Genomic DNA, 20,378 nt, shown 5'->3' with positions numbered 1-20,378 from the left:
TGAGTGACCACGCCGAGTTCGGGGGCCGGGATGAGCAAGGAAGCGTGGTTGTACGCGCCGGAATGCCTGGATGCCGCGAGTGACGATTTCGGGCACCTGATCAGGCGGCGGCCCGCGGCCGTGTGCCGGCCGGGATCGGCCCCGGACGTGGCCGCCGCGGTGCGCCGGGCGGCCGAGCAAGGGATGCCCGTGGCCGCCCGCGGGCAGGGCCATTCCGTCTACGGCCGGGCGCAGGCCGAGGACGGTCTCGTGATCGACATGAGCGACCTGAACGCCGTGCACGCGGTCGAGGCCGATCGCGTGACCGTGGGCGGCGGCGCGACCTGGCGGTCGGTGCTCGACGCCACCCTGCCGCACGGCCTGACCCCGCCGGTGCTCACCGACTATCTCGACCTTTCGGTCGGCGGGACCGTTTCCGCGGGCGGTCTGGGCGGCATGACGTTCCGGCACGGTTTCCAGAGCTGCAACGTCATCGAGCTGGAGGTGGTGACGGGCGAGGGTGAGGTCGTCACGTGCTCGGCGAGCGCGCACCCCGAACTCTTCGACGCCGTACGCGGCGGGCTCAGCCAGTACGGGATCATCACGCGGGCCGTCCTCCGGCTCGTCCGCGCTCCCGAACGGGTCCGCCTGCACACCCTGTCCTACCCGGACCACCGGGCGATGACGGCCGACCAGCGCCGCCTGCTGTCCACGGACCGGGTCGACTTCCTGCAAGGCACGATCCGGCCGGGCCGGCAGTGCGTGGTCGAAGTAGGGGTCGGTCACTCGGCCGACTCGCCGCCTGATGACGAGGAGACGCTGGCCGGCCTGTCCGACCTCCGCGACCGGGCCGAGCGCGTCGATCTGCCGTACCTGGAGCTGTTCCTGCGGCTGAGCAAGCTCGAGAACCACCTGCGGGCGGCGGGCACCTGGCACCATCCCCACCCGTGGCTGCACTCCTTCGTCCCGGACGCGGCCGCCGACGGGTTGGCCGCGGAGCTCCTCGCCGACGTGACCCAGGAGGACCTGGGCGAGTTCGGGCGCATCCTGCTCTACCCCATCCGCCCCGGCCGCGTGAGCTCGCCGCTGGTGCGCCTGCCGGAGGGGGAGGTCGCGTTCCTCTGCAGCCTCGTGTGCTTCCCCGCCGACGATCCCCTGCTGGTGGGCAGGCTGGTCAAGACCAACCGCGCGGTGTACGACCGCATCCGCGCCATCGGCGGCCACCTCTATCCCGTCAGCGCCGTCGCGCTCACGCGGGCCGGCTGGAAGGACCACTACGGCCCGTTGTGGCCCGCCGTGGAGCACGCGAAGGCCCGATTCGACCCCCGCCACCTGCTGACTCCCGGGCAGGGGATGTTCGCCGAATAAATCTTGAAAAAACTTCGGGGCGCGTGTCGAAAACGCCTCCCCTCGTTCGCAGCGTGTCCAGAGGGCCGGATGGGCCGGCCCCGCCGACGCGAGGTTGACGATCATGACCCGGCAGCTTGCCCACTCCCCCGCCCGATCCCTCTCCACCCAGCGCCTGCTCCTCGGCTGCGGCGTCGCCGCCGGTCCGTTCTACGTGATCGTCGCCCTCGCCCAGGCGTTCACCCGGCAGGGCTTCGACCTGGCCCGCCACCCGTGGAGCTTCCTCGCCAACGGCGAGCTCGGCTGGATCCAGACCGCCAACTTCGTCCTCACCGCCCTGGCCACCATCGCCGCCGCCGCCGGCCTGCGCCGAGCCCTGGCGCCCGGCCGGGGAGCCCGGTGGGCGCCGATCCTGGTCGGCGTGTTCGGCGCCAGCATGATCGGCGCCGCGATCTTCCCCGCCGACCCCGCGATGGGTTTCCCCGCCGGGACCCCGGAAGGCCCGGGCGTCATCACCCTGTCGGGTACCCTGCACCTGGCCGCCGGCGGCGTCGGGTTCCTGTGCATGATCGCGGCCTGCTACGTCATCGCCTCCCGGCAGTCGCGTGAGGGCCGCACGGGCTGGGCCCTGTACTCCCGCGTCACCGGCACGCTGTTCCTCGGCTCCTTCGTCGGCATCGCGAGCGGCGGCGGCGTCGCCTGGACCAACCTGCTGTTCGTCGCCGGCATCGTGGCGGTCTGGAGCTGGCTGTCGCTACTGTCCCTGAACCTCTCCCGCGCCTGACCTGCCATCCCCACCCATAGAGAAAGGAAATTTCACGATGCGCTACCTGGTCACCCTCAAAGTCAACGCCCAGCCCGAAGGGCCGCCGCCGGCCGACCTCATGGAGGCCATCTTCAAGCTCGGCCAGGAGGCCACCGAGGCCGGGGCCCTGCTCGACAACAGCGGCCTAGCCCCCAGCTCCGAGGGGGCGCGGGTCGAGGTGAGCGGGGGCCGGCTGACCGTCAGCGACGGCCCGTTCGCCGAGGCCAAGGAGCTGATCAGCTACGCACTGTACGAGGTCAGGAGCAAGGAGGAAGCCGTGGAGTGGACCACCCGCTTCGTCAAGCTCCACCGTGACCTGTGGCCGGGATGGGAGGGCGAATCGGACGTGCTGCGGCTGTTCGGGCCCGAGGACTTCGCCCCGCCGGCCTGACCCGGTGCTCATCCGGCCGCGGACGTGGTCCGCGGCCGGATGCTGTATGCAGGACGCATGACGGTAGCCGATTCGCACCGGGCGGTGGAGGCGGTGTGGCGGATCGAGTCCGCCCGGGTCATCGCCGCCCTGGCCCGCATGGTCAACGACATCGGGCTGGCCGAGGAGCTGGCACAGGACGCGCTGGTGGCCGCGCTCGAAGAGTGGCCGCGTAAGGGCGTACCCGACAATCCGGGCGCCTGGCTGACGCTCGCCGCCAAGCATCAGGCCCTCGACCAGTTCCGCCGCCGTGACACCTACCAGCGCAAGCTGCAGCAGATCGGCCGGGACATGGAGCTCCGCCAGGAGTCGGCGGAGGCCGAGCTCGACGAGGCCCTCGACGACCACATCGGCGACGACCTGCTCCGCCTGATCTTCACCGCCTGCCATCCCGACCTGCCCGCCGAGGGCCGGCTCGCGCTCACCCTTCGGCTGCTCGGCGGCCTGTCCACGGCCGAGATCGCCCGCGCCTTCCTCGTTCCGGAGCCCACCGTCGGGCAGCGCATCTCGCGGGCCAAGCGCACCCTCGCCGACAAGAGGATCCCGATCGAGCTGCCGCCGCCCGCCGAGCTGCCCGCGCGGCTGGCCTCCCCCCTGGAGGTCATCTACCTGATCTTCAACGAGGGCTACGCGGCGACCGCCGGCGACGACTGGATCCGCCCGTCGCTGTGCCAGGAGGCCATGCGCCTCGGCCGCGTACTGGTCGGGCTCATGCCCGCGGAGCCCGAGGTGCACGGCCTGCTCGCGCTCATGGAGATCCAGGCCTCGCGCATCCCGGCCAGGACCGCCCGCGACGGCTCGCCCATCCTGCTGCTCGACCAGGACCGCAGCCGCTGGGACCGGCTCCTGGTCCGCCGCGGCCTGGACGCGCTGCGCCGCGCCGAGGAGCTGGGCACGCTCGGGCCGTACGGGCTGCAGGCGGCCATCGCCGCGTGCCACGCCCGCGCGCTCACCCCGGAGGCCACCGACTGGGAACGCATGGCCGCCCTCTACCGGCTGCTGGCCCACCTCACGCCCTCGCCGATCGTCGAGCTGAACCGGGCGGTCGCGGTCGGCATGGCGTACGGGCCCGAGCGCGGGCTGGAGATCGCCGACGGCCTCCGGGACGAGCGCGCCCTGCGGGAGTACGCGCATCTGCCCGCTGTCCGCGGTGACCTGCTGGCCAAGCTCGGCCGGGCCGAGGAGGCGGCCGCCGAGTTCCGGCGCGCGGCCGAGCTGACCCGGAACGTCCGCGAGCGCGACCTGTTCCTGGAGCGCGCCGCCGCGCTGTCATAGTGCGATAACGGTCACCGGACGATCCGCTCCCGGGCCCGGAGCAGGGCGGCCACGATCTTCTCCGCGCGGTCGGGCGGATCCTGCTCAAGGGCGAGGTGCCCGCCCCGCTCGACCCGCCGTCGGGGTGCCGGTTCCGTACTCGCTGCTGGAAGGCGCAGGACGTCTGCGCCCGGGAGGCGCCGCCCCTGGAGCCGGCCGACGAGGAGCCGCTGCACGGGGCCGCCTGCCACTTCCCGCTCCAGGAGGTGGCGGCCGCTGATTGATCAGGAGGTGGCCGTGGCCCGGCCGAACAGCCGGCCGGCGAGGTCGACGCCCACGACCGTGCCGCTGTCGTCGCGGGTGAAGAAGCCGCGCTGCCCCTTCAGGCCGCCCTCGGTGATGATGTACTCGTCGCCGTCACCGTTGCCGTCGCCGGGCAGGAAGCCCACGGCGGCCGGCGGGTAGTCCGGGGGCATCTCGGTCTCCGACGCCTGGCGGATCTCCGGCTTGATCCCGACCTCGAGGGTGAGCCGGGTGCCGTCGGTGGCGAGGTCGAGGTTCATGGCGTCGATCTCGTAGCGGCCGGCGACCTCCGCCGCCCGCGCCCGGTCGTACGGGATCGGCTCGGGGTCCCGTTCGACCACGCCGAGGTAGTGCTCCAGCGCCCAGCGCGCGACGCTCTCGTTGAAGCGGTAGCCGTCCGGACCGGCGTTGGCCAGCGAGACGACGGCGAAGTCGTGTTCGGGCACGATGAGCAGTTCGGCGAACTGGCCGTTGCCGGATCCGCCGTGCCCGATGGTGCGCACCCCGTCCACCTCGCGCAGGAACCAGCAGATGCCGAAGGCGTCGCCGAGCGTGCTGGCCCGCAGCTCGACCGTCGGCTCCCGCATGCTCCGCAGCGTCTCCGCGGGCAGCACCCCCTCTGCGGCGCCCAGGTGGAAGCGGGCCCAGGCCAGCAGGTCGCTGACGGAGGAGGCGAGGCCGCCGCCGGGGTTGTTGCCGCGCATGCCGGCCCGCCTCGACTTCCACGGCCGCGCGAACCGCAGCATGCCGTCCTCGCCGCGGTTGTAGCCCACGGCGAAGCGGCGGACCATGACGTCGTCCAGCTCGAAGAAGGTGTTCGACAGCCCGGCCGGCTCCAGGACCAGCGCGGACACGGCCTTCTCGTAGCTCAGGCCGGTGACGTTCTCGATGATCCGGCCAGCCAGGTTGTAGCCCGCCTGGCTGTAGGAGGCACGGACGCCGGGCGGCGCGATCAGCGCCAGGCCGACCAGCTGCGCCACGAACGCGGCCAGGGAGCCGTCCTCCTCCTCCACGTCGATCAGGTTCCAGTCCAGGCCGGCGGTGTGGTTGAGCAGGTTCAGCACGGTGATCCGCGCGGCGGCGGCCTCGTCGGCGAGCGTGAGCTCGGGCACGTAGCGGCGCACCGGCGCGTCCAGCTCCACCTTGCCCTCCGCGACCAGGCGCATCAGCGCGGTCGCGGTGAAGGTCTTGGTCACCGAGCCCAGGTGGAACAGGGTCCGGTCGTCGACCGGCAACGGGTTGTCGAGGCTCGTCACGCCATGAGCGGCGACGAACTCCCGGCCCCCGGCCAGCACCCCGACGGCGACGCCGGGGATCCCGAACTCCTTGGCCGCCGCCTCGACGAACTCGGCCAGCTTCTCCTGCGACATGTGATTCCCTCTCGGCTTCTCGTACGCTCTGACGTGCACGTACGACGATGGCCGCCGCCGCTGACACGGGTCTGACAGCCCGCTGCCACGCGCTCTCAGCGCTGCGACCGGCCAGGGACGGGCTTCACATGCGCCGGGTCATCTCCCGGTCACGATGATGCGCTGGTAGGCGGTCAGCGCCGGGCTGCCGTCGTCCTTCACCTCGACGATGACGTGGACGGTGCTCCCCTGCCGCGCGTCCGCCGGCACGGTGAAGCTCGCCTTCGAGGAATGGCGTCCCGGTGCGGCGGTCGCCGCGCCGTCATCGGTGGTGAGCTCGACGGTGCCCCGTTAGCTGTCCGCCTCCTGGTACTGCCACCAGCGAGAGCTGAGTGCGTCCCCGTCGGGATCGGTCGCCCTGGCGGAGAGGCGCACCCTCTGCCCGGGCCACGCGGTGATGTCGCGGCGCCCCGCCGGCAGGGTGACCTCGGGCCGAGGCGTCGTCGAGTTCGGGGTCGGCGGTGACGATGGTCCGCGGCCGGGGGCTCTGGGTGACGGCTTCGGCCGTGGGGCACGGAGAGTGCGCATTCATGTCAATGGCGGCCGGCCTCACGCCCCGCCGGTGGACTCGCGGGCCACGACCGTGAAGCGGCTGACGAACTCGCGCGCGACCTCCCGCTTCTTGCCCTTCTCCGTGATCCGCTTGGCGAGGAACCGGACGGCCGTGCCGGCCATCAGCGAGTGATCGGGGTCGATCGACGACAGAGCGGGCACGGTGTAGCCGCCTTCGGCGATGTTGTCGAAGCCGATGACCTTCACCTCGTCGGGCACGCGTACGCCCCGGTCGGCCAGCCCGCGCAGCACGCCGATCGCCACCGTGTCGGTCACGCAGAACACGCCGTCGAACTCCACCCCGTCGTCCACCAGGCGCCGGGCCGCGGCGGCCCCGCCCTCCATCGTGAACCGCGAGGTCGGGGCCACGAGCCGCGCGTCGAAGGCGACGCCGGCCTCGTCGAGCGCCTCGCGGTAGCCGGTGAAGCGCAGGCTGGAGACGTTGACCTCCGCCCCCTGGGCGCCGCCGTCGACGAGCGCGATGCGGCGGCAGCCCCGCTCGATCAGGTGGGCGGTGGCGGCGCGGGCGCCTTCGACGTTGGGCATGGCGACGTGGTCCACGGGCCCGTCGAAGATGCGCTCCCCCAGGATGACGATGGGGTAGTCGACCTTGAGCAGGTCGGTGTCGGTCGGCCCGAGCCCGACGGTGCTGAGGATGAGCCCGTCGTAGAGGCGGTTGCGGGACAGGGCGAGCGCGTCCAGCTCGCCCTCGCGCGAGGCGCCGGTCTGCTCGATGGCCACCTTGAGGTTGTGCCGGGCCGCCGCCGTGATGATCTCGGCCGCGAGCTGCCCGAAGTACGGCCGGTCCACCTCGGGTACGGCGAGCCCGATCGTGCCGGTCCGCCCGGTGCGAAGGTTGCGCGCCGCCACGTTGACCCGGTAGTCGAGCTGGTTGATGGCCTGCAGCACGCGCTCGCGCGTCTCGGCCTTGACATGGGGGTGGTCGTTGAGCACGTGGGACACCGTCATGGCGGACACCCCCGCGGCCCTGGCCACGTCCTGGATCGTCACCATTTCTGGATCACCCGCACGGCCCGCATCCTCTCACGCGTCAACCCTTGACGCTCCCCCGCAGCAGCCCGTTGACGATGTGCCGCTGCATCGCGATGAAGAAGATCACGACGGGAGTCAGCACGATCACGCTGAGCGTCATGAACGCCGGCCAGTCCACCGAGTACTGCCCGACCGCCTTGTAGACCTGCAGCACCAGGGTCTGCTTGTCGGGCGAGCTGATGAACACGTTCGGCGTGATGAAGTCGTTCCAGATCCACATGGTCTGGAACACGCCGACCGTGATGAGGATGGGCCGGATGAGCGGCAGCACGATCCGCCAGTAGATCTGCCACGGCCCCGCGCCGTCGATGCGCGCCGCCTCGAAGATCGAGATCGGCAGTGACCGCAGGTAGCCCTGGATGAGGAAGTAGCAGAAGACCGAGCCGGCGGCGTACAGGAAGATGAGCCCTTCGAGGCTGTCGACCAGCCGCAGCTGCACGAGGATCCGGTAGACCGGGATCAGCGTGGCCTGCCCCGGCACCAGGAACGCGATCACGAGCAGCGCGCCGGCCACCCGGTTGAGCAGCGTCTTGCGCAGCAGCATCGCGTACGCCGCCATCGACCCGATGATCAGCATGATCACGATGGAGACGGCGGTGACGTACAGCGTGTTGAGGAAGGACTGCAGGATCGGCGTGCTCTCGAAGACCCGCGCGTAGTTGTCGAGGTACAGGCCCGACGGCAGGCCCAGTGGTGAGGCCGACGTCTCCGCCTGTGTCTTGAAGGTGTTGACGACGATGTAGTAGAACGGCACGCCGACCACGGCGGCGGCCAGGATCATCGCGAAGCTGAGCAGCGGCCTCCTCATGACAGGCGCCCTTCGAGCCGGCTCGACAGGACCAGCTGGACGGCCACGATCGCGCCGACGACCAGCATGAAGACCACCGCCAGCGCCGATGCCTGGCCGAACTTGGCCTGCGCGATGCCGCTCTGGATGATCGACTGGGTGATGGTGAAGGTGGCGTACCCGGGGCCGCCCTTGGTGAGGGTGTAGGGCAGGTCGTAGACCTTCAGGCCGCCGGTCATCAGCAGCAGCGAGCTGATGGTGACGGCCGGGGCGAGCAGCGGCAGCGTGATGGAGAGGAACGACTGGCGCGGCGAGGCGCCGTCCACCCGCGCGGCCTCGTAGTAGTCGTCGGGAATCGACTGCAGGTACGCCAGGTAGAGGATGGCGTGCCAGCCGGTGGACGACCAGACGGCGACCATGATGACCGACAGCTGGGCGAGCGTGCTGTCGGACAGCCAGGGCACCGGGCCCAGCTCTCCGAGCAGGCTGTTGATGGCGCCCGACCCGAGCGGCGACAGGATGAACCCCCACACCAGGCCGAGGATCGCGATGCTGGGGATGGCGGGGAAGAAGAAGACGGCCCGTACCACGCTCCGGCCGAAGAAGCGCCGGTTGAGCAGCACGGCCAGCGGGATCGCCAGCAGGGTAATGATCAGCGTGGTGCCGATCGCGTACAGCAGCGTGAACCCCAGCCCGGCCAGCATGGCCGGGTCGGCGAAGATCTTCCGGTAGTTCTCCAGCCCGACGAAGTTGACCTCCGTCGAGTAGCCGTTGAAGTCGGTCACGCTGAAGTAGAGCGACTGCGCCAGCGGGATCGCGAACAGCACCGCGAACACGATCCCGATCGGCACCAGGAACGCCTGCAGCCGCAGCCCCTCCAGCCGTTTCGGCGAGACCAGCCAGGACAGGGCGCCCGTCGCGGCGGGCGCCCTCGTGCCGAACGCCGTCATGTCAGCTCTGGCCCTTGAGCCGGTTGTCGAGCGCGGCGGCCACGTCGGCCGGCTGCTCCTGGCCCTGCACCATCAGCTGGAGCTGCGCGACCGCCTCGGTGTTGAGCGCGTCCTGCGCCCGTGGCCAGGCGATCTGCGGCAGGTAGAAGGTGCCGTCCTTGAGCGCCTGGAGGTTGGGCTCCAGCACCTTGTCGATCTCGGGCGTGACGTCCGACGTGGTCGTCATGGCCGCCGTCTGCTTGTTGAACAGCGTCACGCCTTCCTTGCTGCCGAGGTACGTCAGGAACGCCTCGGCCTCCTTCTCGTGCTCGGTCTTGGCGTTGATGGCGTAACCGGGCGAGGCCGCGCCGGACCAGAACGGCTTGCCGTCGGGCGTCGGCACGCCGACGAAGGCCATGTTCATCTTCGGCGCCTTCTCCCGCAGCGTGGACACGTTCCACGGGCCCGCGGAGATCATCGCGACGCGGCCGTTGGCGAACTCGTCAACGATCTGCTCGCCGCTCAGGCCCACGACGTCCTTGCTCATGACCCCGCTGGTGAACAGCTGGTTGAAGTTCGTCAGCGGCCCGAGCCACAGGTCCCCGAACTTCTTCTGGCCCGCGAAGATCTGCTCGTCCACGTCGCCGCCCTGGCGCGCGTTCTCATGGCCGACCAGGGCCGCGAGGGTGAGCGGCATGCCCGTCACCGAGTCGTAGTACGGCGTCGTACCCGCCGCCTTGAGCTTCTGGCACAGCGCGACGAAGTCGGCCCACTTGGTCGGGAACTCGGTGACGCCCGCCTTGGCGAGGAGGTCCTTGTTGTAGAGGATGCCGGCGGACCACGACGAGATCGACATGCCGTACGCCTTGCCGTCCCGCGAGTAGGTGGCGGTGTTGAACTTGGACATGTTCGCCATATACGGCTTGCCGGTCAGGTCTTTGACGAAGCCGCCCTGGATGAGGTTGGTCTTGTTCTCGGCCGCGATCGCGAACACGTCGGCGCCGGTGCCCGAGACGAGCCGGGTCTGCAGCGTGGAGATGTACTCGGCCACCGGCGGGGCCGTGGAGAACTCGACGTCGATGGTGGGATTCTGCTTCTCGAAGGCATCGATGATCGGTTTCATCGACTGCTCGTTGTCCCAGGAGAAGAACGTCAGCTTGGTCTTCCCGCCGCCTCCGCCTCCTCCTCCCGAGCCGCATCCGGTCAGGGCCAGAACGGCAGCCGCCAGGATCGCAGTTGAGCTTCTGAGCAGGGACATCGCGCACCTCTTTGGCACTCAGACCGTGGGGGGTCGGGCACGTCGGATCGTCGTCCGCGGGGGCCTGGACTGCTGCGCCCGCTTGGGGGTTGTATCGATAAAACATGTATCGATACGAATCGCAGCCTGTCAAGAGTGCGTTACCGATCGCGCAACAGGCCAGGCCCGTCCAAGTGAGGGTCTGGCCAGGCTCGATGCGGACATGTAACGTTACGGCCCTCAAGCTTTCGAGGCGTGCCAGAGGGCGGCGAGCTGCCGGGTGGCCAGGCGGGACGGGACGGCCCGGAGCAGCGTGTCGCGCAACCACGCGGCGAGACCGGTCTGGGAGGTCAGCCGCGACTGCCGGGACGCCGCCCGCATGATGCGGTTGGCGCTGGGCCTGCGCTCGGCGTCGTAGCGCAGGAGCCGCTCGGCGACGTCGGCCGGCTCGGCGCCGGTCAGGTGGCGGGTCAGCGCGGCCGCGTCCTCGAAGGCCTGGCTGGCACCCTGGCCGAGGTCCGGTGGCATGGCGTGCGCGGCGTCGCCGAGGAAGGCGATCCGGCCGGTCGCGTACGAGGGCAGGGGTTCGGCCAGGCGGGCGATCGGGTCGACGTAGATGTCGTCGGCTGGGGTGGCCTCGATCAGCGCGGTGACGAGGGGGTGCCAGTCGGCCATCAGGGACAGCATCTGCCGGCGTGCCTCGTACGCGTCCGGCGGCGTGCCGTGCAGGACGGAGTCGGTGAACCAGTAGAGGCGGTCCTCGCCGACGGGGAACAGGCCGAACATCGCCCCGCTGCGGCGGTCGACCAGCTGGCTGGCGAGCAGGTCCGCGGCCAGGCCGGCCGGGCGGGGCAGCATGCCGCGCAGGTCGATCCGGCCGGTGCGCCGCAACCCGGGGTGACCGGGGAAGAGTTGTGCGCGCAGCTTGCTGCCGATGCCGTCGGCCGCGATCACGGCGTCCGCTCTCGCGACGGGGTTCCCGTCGCTGATCACGCTCACCCCGGCGGGATCGGGCTCCAGGCGCTCGACGGGGGTCGCGGTGCGCACCAGGCCGGGAGGCAGCGGGGCGCGCAGCGCCCGGTGCAGTTCCGCCCGGTCGATGATGGCGGGCGTCCCGACCTCCTGCTGCGCCCGGGCCAGGTCGGTGATCAGCAGCGGCCGTCCGCGCCAGTCCCGCAATCCTCCGAGGGTCGCGTGCATGACGTGCCCGCGAACATCGTCGGCCAGCCCCACCGCGTCCAGCGCGCGAAGCCCGTTGGGCATGACCACGATCCCGGTGCCGGCCTCCCGGAGCTCGGCGCCCCGTTCGAAGAGGGTCACCTCATGACCCAGGCGGTGCAGCCCCACCGCGGCCGCCACTCCTCCGAGCCCGGCGCCGACCACCACGACCCTCATGAGGCCTCCTCATCCATTCACTACGATCGTACTAGTACGGGCATTGGTATCATGGCCGCATGCCGCCCACGAATCCAGCCCGTCGCCAAGCTCTGACCGATGCGGCCATCGAGCTGCTGGCGTCGTCGGGCGCGCACGGGCTGACCCACCGCGCGGTGGAGAAGGCGGCAGGCCTCCCGCCGGGGACGGCCTCCAACTACTTCCGCAGCCGCGAAGCCCTGCTGGTGGCCGCCGCGGAGCGCATCGTCGAGCTGCACCACGCCGACACCGACCGGGCCGTCGAGCAACCGGCGACCCTGGTCGACCTGCTGACGGAATCGCTGCTCACAGCGGCGACCACGCTGCGCGACCGCTATCTGGCGATCTTCGAGCTGCAGCTGGAGGCCGCACGCCGGCCGGTGCTCGCCTCGGCGCTCGCGAGCCTGCAGGACACGGCGGTGCTGGTCACCGCCGGACACCACGACCAGCTCGGCCTCACCATCCCGCGCGAGAAGATCCCGGCCCTGATCGCGCTCTATGGCGGTACGCTGTTCACGCTGGTCAGCGCGCCGCCGGGGAGTGTCAGCAGGGACGTCGTCCAGAATGTGGTGCAGGTCATGGTGTACGGCTGCATCGAGGACGTCTAGGCACGAAAAGGTCAATCCACGGCAAAACTTTTCGGACGCGACGGTGAATAGGAAAGTCTCATCCAGCTGCACCGGAAGCGTGTGATAGGGTGGGGGAGTTGCAGTTGCGGTACCCATCGACTTAGTGCGCGCCCGACGGAATACAACCTTCGGGCGCGTTTTGTTTGCCGGGCAATTCCGGATGGGCTCATGTTTTCTGCACTTATCTAAAGGAGATCTACATGGCTACCGGAACCGTGAAGTGGTTCAACTCTGAAAAGGGCTTCGGCTTCATCGCGCAGGACGGCGGCGGCGCCGACGTCTTCGCGCACTACTCCAACATCGTGTCCAACGGCGGCTACCGCGAGCTGACCGAGGGCCAGAAGGTGTCCTTCGACATCGTCCAGGGCCAGAAGGGCCCGCAGGCGGAGAACATCGTCTCGGCCTGACGCAACAGCGCACGTCGAGAGCGGGCCCGCACCCTCATGGGTGCGGGCCCGTTTTCGTCAGGGATTCTGGAAGGCCACCTCGGGATCGGCCGCGGACGGGCCGTCCAGCAGCGGCTGGTGCCTGCCGCGTAGGTGCTGGTCGAAGAAGGCGCCCACATAGGCCGTGGTGATCTCGCCCGATCGTTCGCCCGAGAGCGGGGCGGAGGGGTCGACGACCCCCGCCTGCCCGCCGATGATCGGCAGGTCGATGAAGGTGAAGTGCCCGGAGTCGGCGACCGTCAGCCAGCGCTTCCAGCCGTCCAGCCGCTGCCAGGCCAGCGGCCAGCTCGTGTCGACGGTGTCGGGCGAGTGCTGGGCCTTGGTGCCGAGCATGAGGAAAGGCCGCTTACCGAGGCCGGACTGCGGTACCGGCGCGAAGAACGTGCCGTCCATGTCCACCCCCGCGCGGATGCGGCGGTCGGCGGCCATGACGGCAGCGGCGGCGTTGCCGCCCAGGGAGTGCCCGGCGGCGCCGATCCGCCCCGGGTCGATCATCTTCCAGCGCTTCCAGTGCGTCAGCTCGCCGACCACGAAGGAGAGGTCGGCGCCTCGGCCCTCGGCGGCCTTGGCCATCAGCTTCTTCTCCGCCTCGTCGGAGGGGGCCCGCTCGATCGCCTCGCAGGCGACGCAGGTCAGGGTACGGCCGCCGGGGAAGGCGGTCCCGTACGACTCGTAGGCGTGGTCCACGAGTGCGACGACATACCCCTTGGACGCCAGCTCCTCGGCGAGCGTCGTCAGGGTGGCGCGGTTGAGCGTGAAGCCCGGCGAGAGCAGCACCAAGGGATGCCTGCCGCCGATCGGGCGGGCGCCGGCGCGGGCGTTCACGCGCACGCCGGCGAGCTGCTCGGCCTTGAACCTGGTGTCGAGCTTCAGCCCCTTGAGCAGGAGCCGGGCCTCGTCGACGGTCATGTACGGGGCGGGACCGCCGCCGGTGGAGGCGGGGTAGTACATCGACACCATCAGCTCCCGCCCGTCCGCGGTGGGCACCCACGGGTCGGGACGCTTCCTGTCGACGAGGTGCAGGGTGTCGCGACCGACCGCGTACTGCCCGGTCGGGCGGGGAATGGAGAGGGCTTCCGCGGTGGCGGCGGCCGCGGAAGCCGGGAACACGGCGCCCAGCAGAGCGACGAGTGCGAGCGCAAGACGGGATCTCATCATGGGCAGGAGCGTAAAAATGACGCCCCTGCCGCCGACACTCCCGAAAGGCCCGTTCGCTCCCTTACTTTCGTCAACCTAGTCGCCGGCGGCGCTCCGGTACTGGGCGGCGAGGGCGACGGTCTGCTGCGCGGTGTACGGGTCGAAGGTGCGCAGCGCCCGGGCGTCCAGGCCGGCCAGCAGCTGGGCGGCCTGCTCGGGGTCGCCGTCGCGGCGGACGTACTCGTTGTCCTGGAACCGGATCGACGGGCGGGCGGCGTCGAGCGCGGCGGTCCGGACGATCGCCGCCACGACCGGGTCATGGCTCCCGGTCTCGGCCTGGCGGCGCTCGCGTACCCCGGCCAGCGCCTCGCCCGCCGAGGCGAGGGCGTCGCTGCCGCCGAGGGCGAACCACGCGCCCGTCTCCGCCGCGTGCAGCACCTCGGCGTCGCGCTCCTCCGCCACGCCCTGCGGGGGTGTGATGCGGACGCGCAGCGGCTCGCCGGTGACCACCCACTGCACGGGCTCCCCCGCCGGGTCGCGGGCGGGGATGCCGAGGACCGGCGTGATGTCGTATTCGCCGGGTTCGGCGAAGGTGAATCCGGACGAGCCGAAGGTGAGGTTGACGTTGTTGCTGATCGCCCCGCTGGGCGGGATGGTGAGCTTCGCGGTGGAGTCCATGGCGGCCATGCACCGCTGGGCGATCGGGGTGAACGCGGTCACGTCCGCCGGCGGATCGCTGCGGCGGCGTACCAGGATCTCCAGCGGCCCGGCCTTCGGGTCGAGCACCCAGCGCTCCACCTCCAGATCCGCCGCCGTGCGGTTCTCCAGGGTGACCTTGAGGAACACGGGCTGGCCGAAGGCGAAGACCGGCCCGGACTCGGGCGCGGCGAGCGTCAGCCGGTAGCCGTCGAACGGGATCTCCGGCGCGTACGGCGAGTGCCCGCCGCCCCCGTCGGCCCAGTAGCGAACGGAGTGGAAGGGCTCACCCCCGGGGATCAGCGCCGTCAACGGCCCGTGCCGAAGAAATGTCAGCTCGTCGGCGTCGAAGGTGAACGCGAACTCCCGCCAGTAGTCCTGCTCGTGGCCGCCGCCCAGGTATCGCCAGTCGTAGTTCATGAAGGAGGTCGAGTCGGCCCGGCCGACCACGCGCTCGAAGCGGTGCGCGAGGTTGAGCGCGTGCCCGAGCTCGTGCACGATGGTCCTGATGATCTTCTGATCCCTGGTCGCCCCCTGGAAGCCGGCGGTGAAGACCGCCGCGCCCTGCCGCTGGAGCAGCCCTTCGGCGTCGAACATCACGCCGGCCAGCCCGGGGATGGCCGCCCGGGACAGCAGGAGCAGATGCAGCTCCCACGCCCTGGCGCGCAGCGACGCGTCGCCCGTGATGAGCATGAGATCGCTCAGCATGGTGTAGAGCAGCGAGTCGTCCCAGGCTCCGGCGATCCCGGCGGGGATGGGGCTCTGCCGCCCGACGTCCTTGACCGCGAACCCGGCGCCCCGCAGGCAGCCGTTGATCGTGCGCTCCACGCCCTGGAAGATCACCGGGCTCGGCGCCGGGACGTTCTGCTCCAGCTCGATCTCCAGGCCCAGCTCGCGCAGCGCGTCGTCCTTGTGCTCGACGGGGACGACCACCTCGGTCTGGGTCGGCAACCCGTTCAGCGGGGCGTCGAGGACGAACGTGACCGACACGCCGTCGCTCTGCGCCAGGGCCAGCGACCCCGTCGTCTTATTGGTGGGACCCGCCTGCCAGATCGCCGGCCACTTGCCGTCGTCGAGCGCGACCTTGGTGCCGGGCGCGGTGCGCGCCGACGCCAGGTACGCCTTCCGGCCGTCCGCCGCGAGCTGGAACACGTCCGCGCTGATCACCCCCGAGCCGTCCGCGTCCACCCGCAGCGTGACCGAGATGCCGCCGCTCTGCCCCTCGTAGCGTCCGTCCCTGATCATGGGATCTCCTCGATGTCGATTGCACCGTTCCAACGATGGGGCACGACAGGCCGGGATCGCATGAGTATCCCCTACTCAACCACCGCCTCGGCGACGATGGAGCGGTCGTCGTCCATCAGGAAGCCGCCGGACTGGTGCCGCCAGAGCCGGGCGTACGGGCCTTCGGTCTGCAGCAGCTCGGCGTGGGAGCCCTGCTCCACGATGCATCCCCGGTTGAGCACGACCAGCCGGTCCATCCGGACGACGGTGCTCAGGCGGTGCGCGACCACGAGCGCGGTGCGGTCGCGCATCAGGTGCCACAGGGCTTCCTGGACGAGGATCTCGCTCTCGGAGTCGAGAGCGCTGGTGGCCTCGTCCAGCAGCAGGATCGGGGCGTCGCGCAGGATGGCGCGCGCGAGCGCGAGGCGCTGCCGCTGGCCGCCGGAGAGCTTGACGCCGCGCTCGCCGACCAGGGTGTCGAAGCCGTTCGGCAGGGACTCGGCGAACTCCGTGACGTGCGCCGCCCGCGCCGCCGCGAGGATCTCTGCGTCGGTGGCGCCCGGCCGGGCGAACGCGATGTTGTCACGCACCGACCGGTGGAACATGGCGGGTTCCTGGGGGACGTACGCGATGAGGCTGCGCAGGTCGGCCTGGCGCAGCCGGGAGATGTCCTGGCCGCCTATCAGGATCCGGCCCGCGTCGACGTCCATGAGGCGCAGCAGCAGCCGGGTGAGGGTGGTCTTGCCGCCGCCGGACTGGCCGACCAGCCCGATCTTGGTGCCGCTGGGGACGTCCAGGTCCAGGCCCTCGAACAGGGGCGTGGCACCCTCGTGCGCGAACCTCACCCGCTCGAAGCGGACGCTCGAGTCGGCCGGGCGCAGCGGCTGCGGGTCGGCGGAGTCCAGCACGGTCGGCGGCACGAGGAGGAGTTCGGTGAACTGGGCGGCCTCGGTGAGCACGCTCTCGATCCGCCGGTAGATCTGGTTGAACTCGAACATGATGCTGATCGCGCTCGTGTAGTAGGAGAACGTCACCACGATGGCCTCGACACCCAGACCGCCCCGCAGCACCACGGCGAGGAGCAGGCCGACGGCACTGGTGAGGACCGAGATCGGGGCGACGACCGTGTCCACCCGCAGGTTGCCGTAGTCCCAGGACCGCAGTGCCAGCCGCTGCTGCTCGGCGATCCTGGCCCGGTGCTCGGTGGCTTCGCGGTCTTCGGCGGCGAACGCGCGGACCGTCTCCATGTTGGCCAGCACGTCGGCGACGTGGCCCGACACGAGCACCCTGGCGGCCTCGCGCTCGTCGACCAGCGCCTGGCGACGGCGGATCAACGGGGCGACGAGCACGCCGGTCACGACGATGAGACCGATGAGAACGAGGACCAGCAGCGGGTGATACTGCCACAGCACCACCGAGGCGAAGGCCAGCGGCATCAGCTTGGCCATGATCGAGAAGGTGAGCGTGTCGGCGAAGTCCTCGAACCGGGAGGAGAATCCCAGCACCCGCTTGGTCAGCGAGCCGGCGAAGTTGTTGTGGAAGAACGCGGCGTCCTTGGTCAGCAGCTCCTCCATGCCCACCACGCCGAGCCGTTCGATGCCCCGGGCGTCCGTGCGGTTGAGGAAGTGCAGCCCGATCCGCCACAGCACCTCGCCCGCCAGCAGCAGCGCGCCGAAGGCGAGCACGTACGGCAGGAGCGTGGCGACGCTGCCGTCCCCGCCCCCGGCCAGCTGCCCCACCAGCCCGGCCACCGCCAGCGGCGCCAGGTAGGACAGGCAGATGTTGCCCAGCGCCGGCATGGTGAGCGCGGGCACCGCGACCCACCGCTGGCGGATCAGCTCACCGCAGTAGTAGCGCAGTGCCAGCAGGATCGCCGACCTCCGCGCAGATGGATTGCCTGGGGAATCCTGAAGTGTTCCGAGCACAGCCATCCGCCCTCCCGAATGCAGACACCGCCCCGCTAAATGCTGCCGTCCGGGGGTACGAGGGAGCGAACGATTTTCCGGCCGGCGCCCCCTCGTACGACGCGGGCTTACTGGATTGCGCCGGATTGGGAGAGAAGGTCCTGATACCAGGTGTCGTACGGGTGATTGGTCGCCGGGTAGTTGGCGAGCGGGCTGGTCGCGTCGCCGGTCGAGTCGAAGTCCCAGCCCCGTACGAGCCGTCCCGCCTGCCGCGCCGCGGTGATGAACGAGGACTGCGTGGCGGGCGCGGCGTAGAACAGCGCGCCCTGCTGGAGCTCCGCGCTGTCGCCCTGCTGGAACTCGTCGAAGGCGACCTGCTGGTAGCGGATGCGGTCGCCGGTGTACCTGTCGGTGTCGATGCGCAGGGTCTGCGACGGGGTCGGGCCGTCGGCGCCGGTCCACACGCGCACGCGAGAGGTGCCGCTGGCCGAGGTGGTCTTGTCGTAGCGGGCGTCGGAGGTCTTGGCGTTGCCGCTCCACGAGACCGTCATCGCGCCGGCGTCGAGCACGCCGTCCCAGTCCCAGTTCTGGCTGCTGCTCTGGCTGCGGTGGATCTCGCGCAGCTGCGTGCCCGCCGGATCGGTGAACCTGATCGTCGGCAGCACGCCGTCGTCGTACTTGTGGCTGGCCGACCAGGTGATCTCGCCGTCGGCGCCGAGGCGGCCCACGCGGTACCACAGCGTGGTCGCGGTCTGGGACTGGTGGACCTCGACCAGGTCGCCGTTGTCGTTGAGGGCGACTGCCGGCGTCACGCCGTTGTCGTACTTGCCGTGGCGCAGCCAGGTCACGCGGCCGTCGGCGCCGTACGTGCCGGACCAGTACCAGAGCGCGCCCGCACCCGAGTCGTGCACCTCCACGACCTGGCCGCGGCCGTTGATCGCGACGGCCGGGTTGGAGCCGACGTCGCGCTTGTACTGGGTGCGGGTCGTCCCGTTGCCGGAGATCAGGGGCAGCACCCGGCCGCGCAGCGCGTCCACCGTCGGCGGGGTCGCCGGGTAGTCCTTGGCCCAGAGCAGCCGCGAGCCGAAGACGGAGACGAACTCCTGGTTGAGCGCCGCCAGGTTGCCGGCCGCGTACGAGGTGTTGTCGGTCAGGTCGTCCTTGATGTCGAGGGCGACGACGATCGGGGCGGCGGTGGGATGCTGCGCGGACCAGGTGTTGATCACCTTGAGCCAGTCGCGCAGGAGGTTGGAGGCGGGGTTGCCGGTGTGGTCGACCTGGTTGCCCGGGGAGTCGTGGCCGATGGAGTAGTCGTTCGAGGTGGCGTAGCCGTTGTCGTGTATGTCGAGTTCGATGAAGCGGATGCCGTGGTCGAGCTGGTAGGCGATCGAGTTCTTGGCGCCGGCGACGTTGCCCGAGTAGCTGTTGTGCGTGGCGCGGAAGATCGCCGAGGGTAACGGCGGGTCCGCCTGCGCCTCGGCGGGTCCGCTGATCAGCAGCGCGGACGCGGCGAGGGCGAGCGCGGACAGGACGGTTCGTGATCGGAGCATGCTCTGATCATCACGTCGGAGATCTTTCCCGACAATACTGCTGCCGAGGCCGTTCAGGTAGGGCTGTCCCTACCATGGACACGCCCGTGCGCAGGGTCGATGCGTCATGGTCCCGGCTCGTAGCGTCTTTCCCATGAGAACCCTCCAGCGCCGCCTCGCCACCGACACCCGCTACACCCTGCTCGGCCTCCCGCTCTCCGTCGCCTCCTTCGCCACCACCGTCATCGGTGTCTCGGCGGGCCTGGGCAGCGCGGTCGCCTTCGTCGGCCTGCCGGTGCTGGCCGCGACGGCCGCCGCGGCCAAGCACCTCGCCGACCTCGAACGCGTCGCGCTCCCCGACGTGCTCGGCCACCCCGTCGCCCGCCCGGCGTACACCCCCGTCCCCGAGGGCGCGGGCTGGTTCCGCCGCGTGATGAACCCGCTGACCAGCGGGCAGGCGATGATGGACCTGCTGCACGGGATCGTCGCGCTGCCATTCGCACTGGCCGCCTTCGTCCTCAGCGCCGTGTGGTGGGCCGGGGCCATCGCCGGCCTCACCTTCCCCATCTACGGCTGGACCATCGCCCGGATCCCCGGCGCCCTCGAGAACGGCCTGCCCGAGTGGCTGGGACTCGCCCCCACCCCCACGACGTTCGTGCTCGTCACCACGGCGGTCGGCGCCCTGTTCGCGCTGACGCTGGTGCCGGTGGTCCGGATGGCCGCCCTGCTCAAGGCGAGCGTGGCGCAGACCATGCTCACCCGCGCCGTCCACCCGGAGCCCGCCGCGACCCGCGAGCCCTCCTGGGTGATCGCCCGATGACCCACCATGGCCGCCTCTGCCCCGCGTGAGCCGGGCAGAGGCGGCCATCGTCATTTTCAGGACAGGTCAGGCGCGCAGCACCTGGACCACGCGTACGCCGCTGAAGACCCCCATCGCCAGGTGCGCCCCGACGAGGGCGGCCTGGAAGAGCCGCAGGGACAGGGTGAGCCGCGGGTCGTCGTAGCCGCCGTCGTAGAAGCCGGAGACGAACGCGAGAACGCCCGCGATCGTGAGCAGCCCGGCGGAGACGGCGGCCACGCCGCGGTGGCGGCGGGTGGTCCCGAAGGCCAGGACGGCCTGGACGATCATCATGGGGAGCGGCGCGGACAGGCGCGCCTCGGAGCCGAGCGCGTCGAGCAGGGTCGGGCTGAGGCCGGTGCCGATGGAGATCAGAGCGCCCGTGACGTCCATGACGAGCAGCAGGGCGACCAGGGCTGGGACGGGGCGGTTCATGGTGGTTCCTCCGTGTGTCGATGGATCAACCATGGGCGCCCG

Annotated in this window: 18 protein-coding genes and 2 pseudogenes; 8 read left to right on the top strand and 12 right to left on the bottom strand. The window is 70.7% G+C overall.

From position 1 onward, the window contains the following. Positions 1-3: 3 nt before the first annotated feature. The 5 genes and pseudogenes from ABZX61_RS12605 to ABZX61_RS12585 all read left to right on the top strand — a co-directional run. A complete protein-coding gene (locus ABZX61_RS12605) occupies positions 4-1,347 on the top strand; it encodes an FAD-binding protein (protein WP_355193987.1) in 1,344 nt (447 codons plus the stop codon). A 103-nt stretch (positions 1,348-1,450) separates the two neighbouring features. After that, positions 1,451-2,110, top strand: coding sequence for a DUF998 domain-containing protein (locus tag ABZX61_RS12600; protein ID WP_355193985.1), 660 nt, complete (start codon positions 1,451-1,453; stop codon positions 2,108-2,110). Between the two features lie 37 nt (positions 2,111-2,147). Then, positions 2,148-2,522, top strand: coding sequence for a YciI family protein (locus ABZX61_RS12595; RefSeq protein WP_350723308.1), 375 nt, complete (start codon positions 2,148-2,150; stop codon positions 2,520-2,522). A 57-nt stretch (positions 2,523-2,579) separates the two neighbouring features. Further along, on the top strand, positions 2,580-3,836 hold the full coding sequence (locus ABZX61_RS12590; RefSeq protein ID WP_355193983.1) for an RNA polymerase sigma factor: 1,257 nt from the start codon (positions 2,580-2,582) through the stop codon (positions 3,834-3,836). 74 nt (positions 3,837-3,910) lie between these two features. Further along, a pseudogene (locus ABZX61_RS12585) lies at positions 3,911-4,099 on the top strand (oligopeptide/dipeptide ABC transporter ATP-binding protein); the annotation flags it as partial. Here the strand turns inward: ABZX61_RS12585 and ABZX61_RS12580 are convergent. The 7 genes and pseudogenes from ABZX61_RS12580 to ABZX61_RS12550 all read right to left on the bottom strand — a co-directional run bounded on the left by ABZX61_RS12580 (position 4,100) and on the right by ABZX61_RS12550 (position 11,480). After that, positions 4,100-5,488: a serine hydrolase domain-containing protein gene (locus ABZX61_RS12580; RefSeq protein ID WP_355193981.1), complete on the bottom strand. Its 1,389-nt coding sequence runs from the start codon at positions 5,486-5,488 to the stop codon at positions 4,100-4,102. It lies immediately after the preceding pseudogene. A 138-nt stretch (positions 5,489-5,626) separates the two neighbouring features. After that, positions 5,627-6,055: pseudogene (locus tag ABZX61_RS12575) on the bottom strand (hypothetical protein). 21 nt (positions 6,056-6,076) lie between these two features. Next, positions 6,077-7,093, bottom strand: coding sequence for a LacI family DNA-binding transcriptional regulator (locus ABZX61_RS12570; RefSeq protein WP_355193979.1), 1,017 nt, complete (start codon positions 7,091-7,093; stop codon positions 6,077-6,079). A gap of 37 nt (positions 7,094-7,130) precedes the next feature. Next, positions 7,131-7,940 carry a carbohydrate ABC transporter permease gene (locus ABZX61_RS12565; RefSeq protein WP_350723315.1) on the bottom strand — a complete coding sequence of 270 codons (810 nt, stop codon included), beginning with the start codon at positions 7,938-7,940 and terminating at the stop codon, positions 7,131-7,133. Then, positions 7,937-8,869 carry a sugar ABC transporter permease gene (locus ABZX61_RS12560; RefSeq protein ID WP_355193977.1) on the bottom strand — a complete coding sequence of 311 codons (933 nt, stop codon included), beginning with the start codon at positions 8,867-8,869 and terminating at the stop codon, positions 7,937-7,939. The genes ABZX61_RS12565 and ABZX61_RS12560 overlap by 4 nt, the downstream gene beginning before the upstream one ends. A 1-nt stretch (position 8,870) precedes the next feature. Continuing rightward, a complete protein-coding gene (locus ABZX61_RS12555) occupies positions 8,871-10,106 on the bottom strand; it encodes an extracellular solute-binding protein (protein ID WP_355193975.1) in 1,236 nt (411 codons plus the stop codon). Between the two features lie 219 nt (positions 10,107-10,325). Then, positions 10,326-11,480 (bottom strand): FAD-dependent monooxygenase, encoded by a 1,155-nt coding sequence (locus ABZX61_RS12550; RefSeq protein WP_355193973.1) that lies wholly within the window; start codon positions 11,478-11,480, stop codon positions 10,326-10,328. A 59-nt stretch (positions 11,481-11,539) separates the two neighbouring features. Here ABZX61_RS12550 and ABZX61_RS12545 point away from each other — a divergent pair, with 59 nt between their 5' ends. Both ABZX61_RS12545 and ABZX61_RS12540 read left to right on the top strand, forming a co-directional pair. Continuing rightward, entirely contained in the window at positions 11,540-12,106 is a 567-nt protein-coding gene (locus ABZX61_RS12545; RefSeq protein WP_355193971.1) for a TetR family transcriptional regulator, read from the top strand. Positions 12,107-12,327: 221 nt separating this feature from the next. After that, positions 12,328-12,534, top strand: a complete 207-nt coding sequence (locus tag ABZX61_RS12540) for a cold-shock protein (RefSeq protein WP_192788611.1) — start codon at positions 12,328-12,330, stop codon at positions 12,532-12,534. Between the two features lie 57 nt (positions 12,535-12,591). Here the strand turns inward: ABZX61_RS12540 and ABZX61_RS12535 are convergent, their stop codons facing one another. From ABZX61_RS12535 to ABZX61_RS12520, 4 genes are all read right to left on the bottom strand, one after another. After that, complete coding sequence (locus ABZX61_RS12535) at positions 12,592-13,731, bottom strand: alpha/beta hydrolase (RefSeq protein WP_355193969.1); 1,140 nt, start codon at positions 13,729-13,731, stop codon at positions 12,592-12,594. Between the two features lie 75 nt (positions 13,732-13,806). Continuing rightward, positions 13,807-15,651, bottom strand: coding sequence for a hypothetical protein (locus ABZX61_RS12530; protein ID WP_355193967.1), 1,845 nt, complete (start codon positions 15,649-15,651; stop codon positions 13,807-13,809). 71 nt (positions 15,652-15,722) lie between these two features. Continuing rightward, positions 15,723-17,561 (bottom strand): ABC transporter ATP-binding protein, encoded by a 1,839-nt coding sequence (locus ABZX61_RS12525; RefSeq protein ID WP_355193965.1) that lies wholly within the window; start codon positions 17,559-17,561, stop codon positions 15,723-15,725. A gap of 101 nt (positions 17,562-17,662) precedes the next feature. After that, positions 17,663-19,084, bottom strand: a complete 1,422-nt coding sequence (locus ABZX61_RS12520) for a hypothetical protein (protein WP_355193963.1) — start codon at positions 19,082-19,084, stop codon at positions 17,663-17,665. A 133-nt stretch (positions 19,085-19,217) separates the two neighbouring features. Here ABZX61_RS12520 and ABZX61_RS12515 point away from each other — a divergent pair, with 133 nt between their 5' ends. Further along, positions 19,218-19,883 carry a sensor domain-containing protein gene (locus ABZX61_RS12515; RefSeq protein ID WP_355193961.1) on the top strand — a complete coding sequence of 222 codons (666 nt, stop codon included), beginning with the start codon at positions 19,218-19,220 and terminating at the stop codon, positions 19,881-19,883. Between the two features lie 66 nt (positions 19,884-19,949). On the opposite strand, the gene ABZX61_RS12510 is transcribed toward ABZX61_RS12515, so the two are convergent. Next, entirely contained in the window at positions 19,950-20,336 is a 387-nt protein-coding gene (locus ABZX61_RS12510) for a hypothetical protein (RefSeq protein WP_355193959.1), read from the bottom strand. Positions 20,337-20,378: the final 42 nt, after the last annotated feature.

This window comes from Nonomuraea sp. NPDC003709, from assembly GCF_040610775.1.
GTDB classification, from domain to species: Bacteria; Actinomycetota; Actinomycetes; order Streptosporangiales; family Streptosporangiaceae; genus Nonomuraea; species Nonomuraea angiospora_A.
This window is presented reverse-complemented; position numbering and strand designations above follow the sequence as displayed.